The sequence below is a fragment of the Thermoplasmatales archaeon genome (assembly GCA_014361245.1).
Lineage (GTDB): Archaea > Thermoplasmatota > E2 > UBA202 > JdFR-43 > JACIWB01.
The window spans coordinates 1-9,016 of sequence record JACIWB010000048.1 but is presented as its reverse complement, the minus strand read 5'-3'; the positions used below and the strand labels follow the sequence as shown (position 1 = coordinate 9,016).

9 protein-coding genes are annotated in these 9,016 nt (G+C 34.5%); 7 read left to right on the top strand and 2 right to left on the bottom strand.

Annotation, left to right across the window (positions count from 1 at the left end; translation table 11 throughout):
- Positions 1 to 310: 310 nt before the first annotated feature.
- The 7 genes from H5T45_06690 to H5T45_06660 are packed head-to-tail and all read left to right on the top strand — an operon-like array spanning position 311 to position 6,705.
- Entirely contained in the window at positions 311 to 619 is a 309-nt protein-coding gene (locus H5T45_06690; GenBank protein ID MBC7129394.1) for a V-type ATP synthase subunit H, read from the top strand.
- A 14-nt stretch (positions 620 to 633) separates the two neighbouring features.
- Positions 634 to 2,568, top strand: a complete 1,935-nt coding sequence (locus H5T45_06685; GenBank protein ID MBC7129393.1) for a V-type ATP synthase subunit I — start codon at positions 634 to 636, stop codon at positions 2,566 to 2,568.
- A 53-nt stretch (positions 2,569 to 2,621) separates the two neighbouring features.
- A complete protein-coding gene (locus H5T45_06680; GenBank protein MBC7129392.1) occupies positions 2,622 to 3,104 on the top strand; it encodes a V-type ATP synthase subunit K in 483 nt (160 codons plus the stop codon).
- A gap of 14 nt (positions 3,105 to 3,118) precedes the next feature.
- Complete coding sequence (locus H5T45_06675; GenBank protein ID MBC7129391.1) at positions 3,119 to 3,664, top strand: hypothetical protein; 546 nt, start codon at positions 3,119 to 3,121, stop codon at positions 3,662 to 3,664.
- Positions 3,661 to 4,680: a V-type ATPase subunit gene (locus H5T45_06670; GenBank protein ID MBC7129390.1), complete on the top strand. Its 1,020-nt coding sequence runs from the start codon at positions 3,661 to 3,663 to the stop codon at positions 4,678 to 4,680. Before H5T45_06675 ends, H5T45_06670 begins: the two co-directional genes overlap by 4 nt.
- A complete protein-coding gene (locus H5T45_06665) occupies positions 4,677 to 4,958 on the top strand; it encodes a hypothetical protein (GenBank protein MBC7129389.1) in 282 nt (93 codons plus the stop codon). Before H5T45_06670 ends, H5T45_06665 begins: the two co-directional genes overlap by 4 nt.
- A gap of 1 nt (position 4,959) precedes the next feature.
- A complete protein-coding gene (locus tag H5T45_06660) occupies positions 4,960 to 6,705 on the top strand; it encodes an ATP synthase subunit A (protein ID MBC7129388.1) in 1,746 nt (581 codons plus the stop codon).
- Here the strand turns inward: H5T45_06660 and H5T45_06655 are convergent.
- Both H5T45_06655 and H5T45_06650 read right to left on the bottom strand, forming a co-directional pair.
- A complete protein-coding gene (locus tag H5T45_06655) occupies positions 6,702 to 8,099 on the bottom strand; it encodes a hypothetical protein (GenBank protein MBC7129387.1) in 1,398 nt (465 codons plus the stop codon). The genes H5T45_06660 and H5T45_06655 overlap by 4 nt on opposite strands.
- Before the next feature lie 30 nt (positions 8,100 to 8,129).
- Positions 8,130 to 9,016 (bottom strand): peptidase C25 (locus H5T45_06650; protein ID MBC7129386.1); only part of this gene is annotated, 887 nt, incomplete at its 5' end.

The following is a 9,016-nucleotide window of genomic DNA, read 5'->3' as shown; positions in this document are numbered from 1 at the left end:
GAGAACCATTGGCAATAAAAAAATAGAGAGGATGACGGAAATGAATCCTATGATAGCAGAAAGAATTTTAGTTATCTAAAAAAGCAGGGAATAGAGCCAATCATCAAAACAAGAGAAAATGCTTCCACAAAAGCAAAAGGCTAAAGAAACATTTTTCTCAGGAGTGAAATTTGTGTTCTATACCATGCTCATCAATTTGTAAAAAGCCCAGTTTTTTTCAAAATTTAGTGGAAGTATGGCTTCCACTAATTGTTCAACACAGCAGAATTCTTCAAAAATTTATATATTAGTTTATAATAACCTTTTGAGAATGATTGAAGAACTTGAAAAAGTTAAAGAACTTGAGAGAGAAAGCATTGAAAGAATAGAAGAGGCAAAGAAAAAAGCTGGATGGATTTTAGAAAAAGCAAGAGAGAAAGGGGATAAAGAAAGGAAAAAAATAGTTGAAAAAGCAAGGGCAGAAGCGGAAAAAATTATTAAAAAAGCAATAGAAGAATCTGAAAAAGAGGCAAAAGATATAGAAAAAGAGGGTAGGAAAGAGGCGGAAATAATAAAGGAGAAAGCTAAAGAAAAAATAGATTATTTGGCCGAGAAAATATTTGAGGAGTTGATAGGTTGATAATTCCATCTAGCATGAACAAGGTTACAATAATGATTCAAAGGAAGGATAGCAACAGTTTAGTTAAAAAACTACATGAAGAGGGATTGCTTGAAATTGAAAGAATAAATGAGCTTGATATTTCAGAAGAAAGAATGCATCCTGATGTAGAAATTTTTGCAAAATATGAATTACGCATAAGCAGAATAATTGATATATTAAAGAATTATCATAAAGAAAAAAGAAGATTTTTTTCAACGGATTTTGAAAAAAAGAAGGTTAAAAGTAAAAGTGAGGAAGAAAAAATAAAGGAGGCGGAAGAAATTCTTTCAGAGATAGAAAATGAAGTTCTTACAAAGGAAAATGAAATAAAGTATTTGGATGCAAAAATTTCAGAATTAGAAGAAAAATTAAAAAAACTTGAATATTTATCTATTTTTGATATAGATATTTCATGGCTCAAAAAGACTAAATATACAATAGTAAGATGTGGTTTATGTACTGACATAGAAGCATTAAAAATTAATGACGAAATATATTTTGAATATAAGAAAATAGGAAAAAAGAAGGAAAATCTTTGGGTTGCGATTATAGTTGCTCATTCCTCTCTTGAAAAAGAAATTTCTCAGATTAAAAACTTTGAGGAAATACATATTGAAGGTGAAGGAAGGGTTTCTGAAGTTATAAAAAAAGTAAGAAATGAAATTCAGGAAAAAAAGAGGGAAAAGAAAGAAATTGAAGAGTGGTTATCAAATCTTTATAAAGAAAGAAGAATTGATTTACTTGCAATAAAAGAAGAAATGCAAATTGAAAAAGAGAGGAAAGAGATATATGAAAAATTCTGGAAGACAAACTATACATATCTCATTGAAGGATGGTGTTTATCTGAGAATGCAGAAAAAATCGAGAAAATTGTTGAGGAAGTAACAGATGGAAATTCTTACTTAAAAATAGAAAAAGTTAGCAGAGATAGTGAAAAACCACCGGTTCATCTTAAAAATCCAAGATGGGCAAAAACTTTTGAGATGCTTCTCGAATTTTTTGCGACACCAAGATATAATGAAATAAATCCAACCATTTTTATAGGGATATCAATCGTAATGTTCTTTTCCCTAATGTTGGGCGACGCAGGCTACGGGCTTGTTATATTCTTGTTTTCTATTTTTGCATATATAAAATTTAAAAAAAGCGAAGCCATAAGGAGCTGGGCAATTGTTGGGACCATAGTAGGATTAGGAAATATAATAACGGGTTTAATATTTAATAGCTTTTTTGGAGATTTTATATCCCGCTATATATATAAAGATACAACTAAATTGCTTTACAGCGCAAATATTTTTGGAATAGAATTACCAATTGATGCAATTCACAAACCCATCCTTATTTTGTCAATAACTTTAATAATAGGATTAATACATCTTAATTTGGGCATAATTTTAGGAATCTATCAAAACATAATAAGAGGGAGAAAAAATAAAATTTTTGAAGAGCATATATCTTTTATTCTTCTTGAAATTGGGGCGGGATTGCTTATAGGTGAGAGAATTCTTCATTTATGGGAAATAGAAGGAGCGATACTATACCTTGCCATTATTTTTACTATAATTGGCTTGATTTTTATATTCAAGAGAAAAGGACCGATGGGATTTTTTGATATAACAGGGTTTATGGGCGACTGGCTATCATATTCAAGAATACTTGCTCTTGGATTAGCAACAACAGGAATGGCAATGACAATAAACATTTTTGGAGAGATTATTCCAACAATTATTCCATTTGTTGGATTTATCCTAACCCCTATTGTTCTTATTATAGCACATTTTGCAAATATTATTCTGCAATCACTTGGAGCAGGAATTCATAGCCTGCGCCTCCAGTATGTAGAGTTTTTCAACAGATTTTATGAAGGAGGGGGTAAAAAATTTATACCTTTTCGCATTAAAAGGAAGTATACGGAGGAAATAAAATGAAATGGAAAATGCTTGTGGTTTGTGCAATGTTTTTGTTAGCAACACCCTTTGCGATGGCTGCGGGCGAAGACGACATAAAAAGCGAAATAATAGTTGGATGCATGATAGCTGCCTCAATAACAGGGATAGCATCAGCCATAGGATTAGCATTTACAGGAGTATCTGCGGTTGCTGTCGTGGCTGAGAAACCAGAGCTTTTTGGAAAAACCCTAATACTTCAGCTTCTTCCGATGACACAGTCTATCTATGGGCTCCTTACAGCGATATTGCTCATGATGGGCGGAGGCTTGCTTGCGGGTGGGGGAGAAATCACACCACTGATGGGCAAGGGAGCGATATTTATAGGAATGATAGTTGGCTTTACGGGATTATCCGCGATTATGCAGGGAATGATTGCCTCCTCAGCCATAGCTGGGACAGCGAGAAATCCAGGGATAACTGCTCGTGGGATAATGTATGCAGCAACAGCTGAAACGATGGCAATATTTGGACTACTTGTTGCAATCTTGCTTATGACAGGAATAGGTTTCTTATGACGCTGGAAAAACTGATGGAAAGAATAAGAGAAGAAGCAGAGAGAGAAATAGAGGAAATAATAGCGAGGGCTGAAGAAGAAGCAAAGAAGATAATAGAAGAAGAAAAAAAGAGAGGCATGGAAGAGGCGGAAAAAATAGAAACGCATGCAGTTAAGGAAGCGGAAAGAATAAAGGAGAGGATTTTATCAAATGCAAGGAGGAAGGCAAGAATGCATGAAACAAGTGCAAAGGAGGAAGTGATAAATGAGTGCATGAAAAAAGTTGTTGAAAAGCTTAAGAAAATGGATGGGAAAAAATACAGCAATTTTGTTGAAAAAAATCTTGAAGTTGCAACGAAGGAAATAAAAGATGGATATATACTATTTACAAGAGATGAGGATATAAAAATTGCAAAGAAGTTTGGAATTGAAGCAAAGGAAAAAATAAATGGAATTGGAGGGGTTATACTAAGAAGCAAAGATGGAAAAAAAGAAATAGATTTAACATTTGATTTTCTGATAGAAAAAAACAGAGAGGAGATGAGGATAAAGATAGCTAAAAAATTGTTCGGTGAAAAATGATTTTTGAAATATTTATAGCAATCGCTGGCATCGGCGCCGCATTGAGCCTGCTTCCTTCTCTTTGTATGGCTGCAAAATTTTCCTATGCAAATGCAAGGTTCAGTGCAATTGAGCCAATTTTTTTAAAAGAAAAGGAGATTGCGAGATTGCTTGATTGCAAAAATCTAGATGAATTCAAAAATAATGTTATAAGTAAGGATTTTGTTTTATATGGTGAAAATGCGGCGCAGATTCAGGAAAGCATAGATGAAAGCTATAGAAAAATAGTAATTATGGCAATGAATGACTCGCCTAAAGGTGTTAGAAAATTTTACAAGCTCTGGCTTAAAAAAATAGAGATAGAAAAGCTTAAATATGCAATTGAAAAGAAGATGCATGGCGAGGAATTTGACTTAAAAGTTTTTGATGATGAAATAAAGGAAATCATAGAAGAGTTGAAGAGAGGGGAGGAAAAAAAATTAAGGGAAATTTTTGATGTTTCTCTTGATATGCCGTTTGATGAAATAGAAAGGGAGATAGATAAAAAAATTATAAATGAATTGCTTGAATTAAATCTTCCACGCCACTCAAGAAAAGCAAAAAACAAGTTTGTAAGGTCAATGATTGATATAATGAATATAAAATCTATTTTAAGGAGCAGATATTACAGGATCAAAGATATAGAGAAAAATATAATACCTCATGGATGGGAGTTGGCTGAATGGCAGATTGATAGATTGTTAAAAATAGATTCAATATCTGAAATAATTTCTCTTTTGGAGGGGACATCTTATTATCCTCCACTTAAAGAAGCAATAGTTGATTTTGAAAAAGAAGGAGTAGTTGCTTTTGAAAGAGCATTAGATAAGCATTTACTTTATATCTCCTCTTTAATTGCAAATGAAAACCCTCTTGCTATAGGACCAGGAATAAGGTTTTTAATTGAAAAAGAATTTGAAGTAAGAAATCTTAAAGCAATTTCAAAAGGTATAGAAGAGAAAATGACTAACCTTGTTAAGCCAATGGTGATTGCTTGAAAATAGCTGGAATAGTAGAAGGAGATGTTGAAATACTGCTTAGAATGGCTGGAGTAAATATTTATAGTTATGAAGAATTTGATGAAATTATAAAAAGGGAGGATTTTGCAATCCTTATTATTTCAGAAAAATTTGCAACCAAACTCAGGGATAAAATATTTATGCATCGCCTGCGGGGCAATGCGCCATTTATTGTTGAGATTCCTGGAAAAGAGAAAATTGCTGGGGAAGATTCTCTGAAAAAGATTATTGTAAGAGCGGTGGGGCTGGAGGTATAAAATGAAAGGAAAAATAATAAGCGTCTCGGGACCGGTTGTGAAGGCAAAAGAAATGAAAGGAGCGAAAATGTATGATTTGGTTAAGGTTGGAGAAGAAAAACTTGTTGGAGAAATAATACAGCTAAAAGAGGATAAGGCAATAATTCAGGTTTATGAGGATACAACTGGATTGAAACCAGGAGAAAAAGTAGAGAGCACAGGAATGCCACTTTCTGTTGAGCTTGCTCCGGGATTACTTACTTCAATATATGATGGAATTCAAAGGCCACTACCAGAGATTGTTAAAAAATGCAATGAATTTATAAAGAGGGGTGTTGAATTACCTGCTGTGGATAGGAAGAAAAAATGGGAATTTATTCCAACTGTAAAAGAAAAGGAAAAGGTTGAGGGAGGAGATATTTTAGGGATTGTAAAAGAAACACCAATAATAGAGCATAGAATAATGTTACCTCTGGAAATTGGTAAAGCAAATGTAGAAAGCATAGAAGAAGGAAAATTCAGGATTGACGAGCCAATTGCAGTTGTTGGTGGAAAAGAAATATGCATGCTCCAAAAATGGCCTGTAAGGAAGCAACGCCCATTTAAGGAAAAATTACCTCCTTCTTTACCCCTTATCACAGGGCAGAGAGTTTTTGACACTTTTTTCCCCATTGCAAAAGGAGGCACTGGAGCTATACCAGGAGGATTTGGAACTGGAAAAACAGTTAGCCAGCATCAGCTTGCAAGATGGAGTGACGCAGATATAGTTGTCTATATAGGATGTGGAGAAAGAGGAAATGAAATGACAGAAGTTTTGCGAGATTTTCCACAACTTAAAGACCCTAAAACTGGTCATCCACTGATGGAAAGAACGGTTTTAATAGCAAACACATCAAACATGCCAGTTGCTGCAAGAGAAGCAAGCGTATATACAGGAATAACAATTGCAGAATATTACAGGGACATGGGCTACGATGTCGCCCTCATGGCAGATTCAACCAGCAGATGGGCGGAGGCGCTGCGCGAAATATCGGGAAGGCTTGAAGAAATGCCTGGAGAAGAAGGTTATCCTGCTTATCTTGCCTCCCGCCTTGCTGAATTTTATGAAAGAGCTGGTAGGGTAATAGTGATGGGTAGCAATAATAGAGAGGGTTCTATTTCTGTTGTTGGAGCGGTCTCCCCACCAGGAGGCGACTTTTCGGAGCCAGTCACCCAGAATACTCTAAGGATAGTAAAGGTTTTCTGGGCTCTTGATGCTGAGCTCGCTGATAGAAGACATTTTCCATCTGTAAACTGGCTTCGCTCCTATTCCCTATATCTTGATAGAGTAAGTGATTGGTGGGGAAAGAATATAGGTAAGGAATGGCTGAAACTACGCAACGAAGCAATGGCTTTGCTTCAAAAAGAGGAAGAGTTGAAGGAAATAATAAGATTGGTTGGACCAGATGCACTGCCAGCGATTGATAGGGTGATACTTGAAGGAGCAAGAATAATAAGAGAGGACTTTTTACAGCAGAATGCATATCATGAAATTGATACATATTGCCCACCCAAGAAACAATATGAAATGCTGAGAATAATTGTTAAATTTTATAATTTGATGAAAGAATGTGTTGAAAAAGGGGTTGATTTTGAGAAATTAAAGAACTTGAAAAGCAAGGAGATGATAGCAAGAATGGCAACAACCCCAAATGAAGAATGGGAAAAGAGATTTAAAGAAATAGAGAAATATATGGAAGAAGAGATAGAGAAATTAAAGAAGCCTTAGCCAAAAACATCATACCATATTCCATTTATCATTACCTTGAAAATTAGCTCTTCTAAAAACATGAAATAGCCTTCTTTATGGAATATTGGTATTTCTTTTTGCCAGCTAACCTTGAAATTTTCAGCGACTATTGATTTAATTTCTATTAGTATGCCAAAATTATTTGCAAGCGTTAGATTGAATGAATACTGAGAGAGAGTTTCATTATCTGTATCAATGAAAATATAGCCGGGTATTGAAAGATTCCAGCTTATTTCAAAATGCTCTGCCTGATGAACTGAAGAAGTTTTAAGATAAAAACCATCAAATTCAATTTTTACCTCAATTTTTAAACCTTTAAATCCATCTACTTTTAAATATCCTTCCTGCGAAATTTTCCATTGAACAGTTGATTCACCCGTGAGATTTGTTATCAAAAAGTAGTTATTTGGATTTTCTATAGCATCAGCTATAATAAATGTTGTTTTTTTCTCATCTATGTATATGTAAAAATAACCGCTTTCGTTAAATACAGATGTTAATCTTGTAGGAAGATACTCAATTTTCATTACGAAATCAAAATTTTGAAATTCTATTATAAGAGTTGAATTAAATGTATCATTTGCCACATAATCAAACCTTTTCTCTTCATTTGAAAAACTTATCGAAAAACTCATTTTATCTGGCAGATTATCTATTGTCAAATTAATTGCAATTTCATCCATATACCTCATCCTTATTTTCTGTTTTAATTCAGCATTTCTTTCTATTGAAAAATTAATCATGTTTAGAGCAATGTTGGGAGAAATTTTAATCATTGAAGATGCGGCAGGAAAATAATCCACAAATAATTTTTTTTCATCGAATTCAACTATAACTGATAGATTTTTATTTTCTTCATCAAAAACAGGTTCAATATTTATATAAAATTCAGGATCTTTTTCATAAAATATATAGGGAATGAGCCAAACAACTTCTCTTATTTCTTTTGGTATTTCTTCTTTTTCAGGAGAATAATAACCTATTTTGAAGCTATGCGATGATATTAAACCGCTGAAAGATATTTCGAATTCACCATTTTTTATTTCATCCCCCATCCTCACAACTTTCATTGCAAAAGCAAGAGTTAAAATTGGTCCAATATCAATGCTCTGAATAAGTGGCAAAAAAATTAAACTTATTCTGATGTCCTTTCCATTTTCACCCGTGCTATAATTATTATCAACATCTATCCCGAAGAAGGATTGAAGCAAAGGAGTATGCTTCTCTATCCCATTATATCTTGTATATATTGAAAAATATCCATTAGATTTTTCCTTTCTAATTTCCTTAAAATACCCTTTTTTATTTATAAATCCTTCACCCGCCTGTGCAACCACCAAAATAAGAATCAAAATTGCAATTGCTTTCTTCATGCTAATAAATAGCACACTTATATATTAATCTTAGTATCCTCCTATTTTCAAACTCGGATCGCCCAATAAAACCCACTGCTGGACTGTTTTTACATGCCCCGCCTCAAAGTCGCTCATATCAAAACTACTTATGTATTCAGTAACCGCGCCCGCATGCGCCTGCCCAAGCACATGCTTGCTTTTCTCGCCATACTGCCTGAAGAATTCTATTGTTATCCAGCCATCGCCGCCGCCTGTTGTGCAGTCCCTGCCAGGCATTCCATAGCCCAGGCCAGTGTTTCCAATGCTTGCTATAGCTCCTCCATTTGCCCTGCTCACGAGGCGCCAGCTCAGGCACTCTGGAACTGGTTGTCCATATGTCCACATGTAATTGTCAGGGAAACCAAACAGATGGAAGGCATTTAAAACTGCAGGTATAATTGAAACATTGAATTGGCTATTATGACATCCTCCAACTACTGCAACTGGTAATTTCTCACCATTTTTCAGACCATCTATCGGGAAGACAGGAAAACTTATATACGGGAACCATGGCCTCAGATTTGTTACAGTTAAACCTGTTAAACTTGCATGCTGTCTGTTTCCAGGTATGCCAGGCAGGTGGTCACCCCAGGAATTAGGGCTTCCATGCCCTGACATAAATAAAAATCCGCATCCTTCGTTTAATGCACTTATCACATCATATGTATCAGTGAATTTTCCATTTGAACTCCATAAAATTTCTCTTTCAAAATCTTCTGGCATGTAATACAATGCCCCTCCTCTTCCATTTAAAATCTTTTCTCCTGTTGTCCATTCTCCTTCATAATACATTTCCGTATTATTTCTCCATGCATCAAAAACAACCTCACCTTTATCATTCTTAACCCATACATGGATACTTGTTAAATTTCCATATGGTTTTGGGTCATATGATT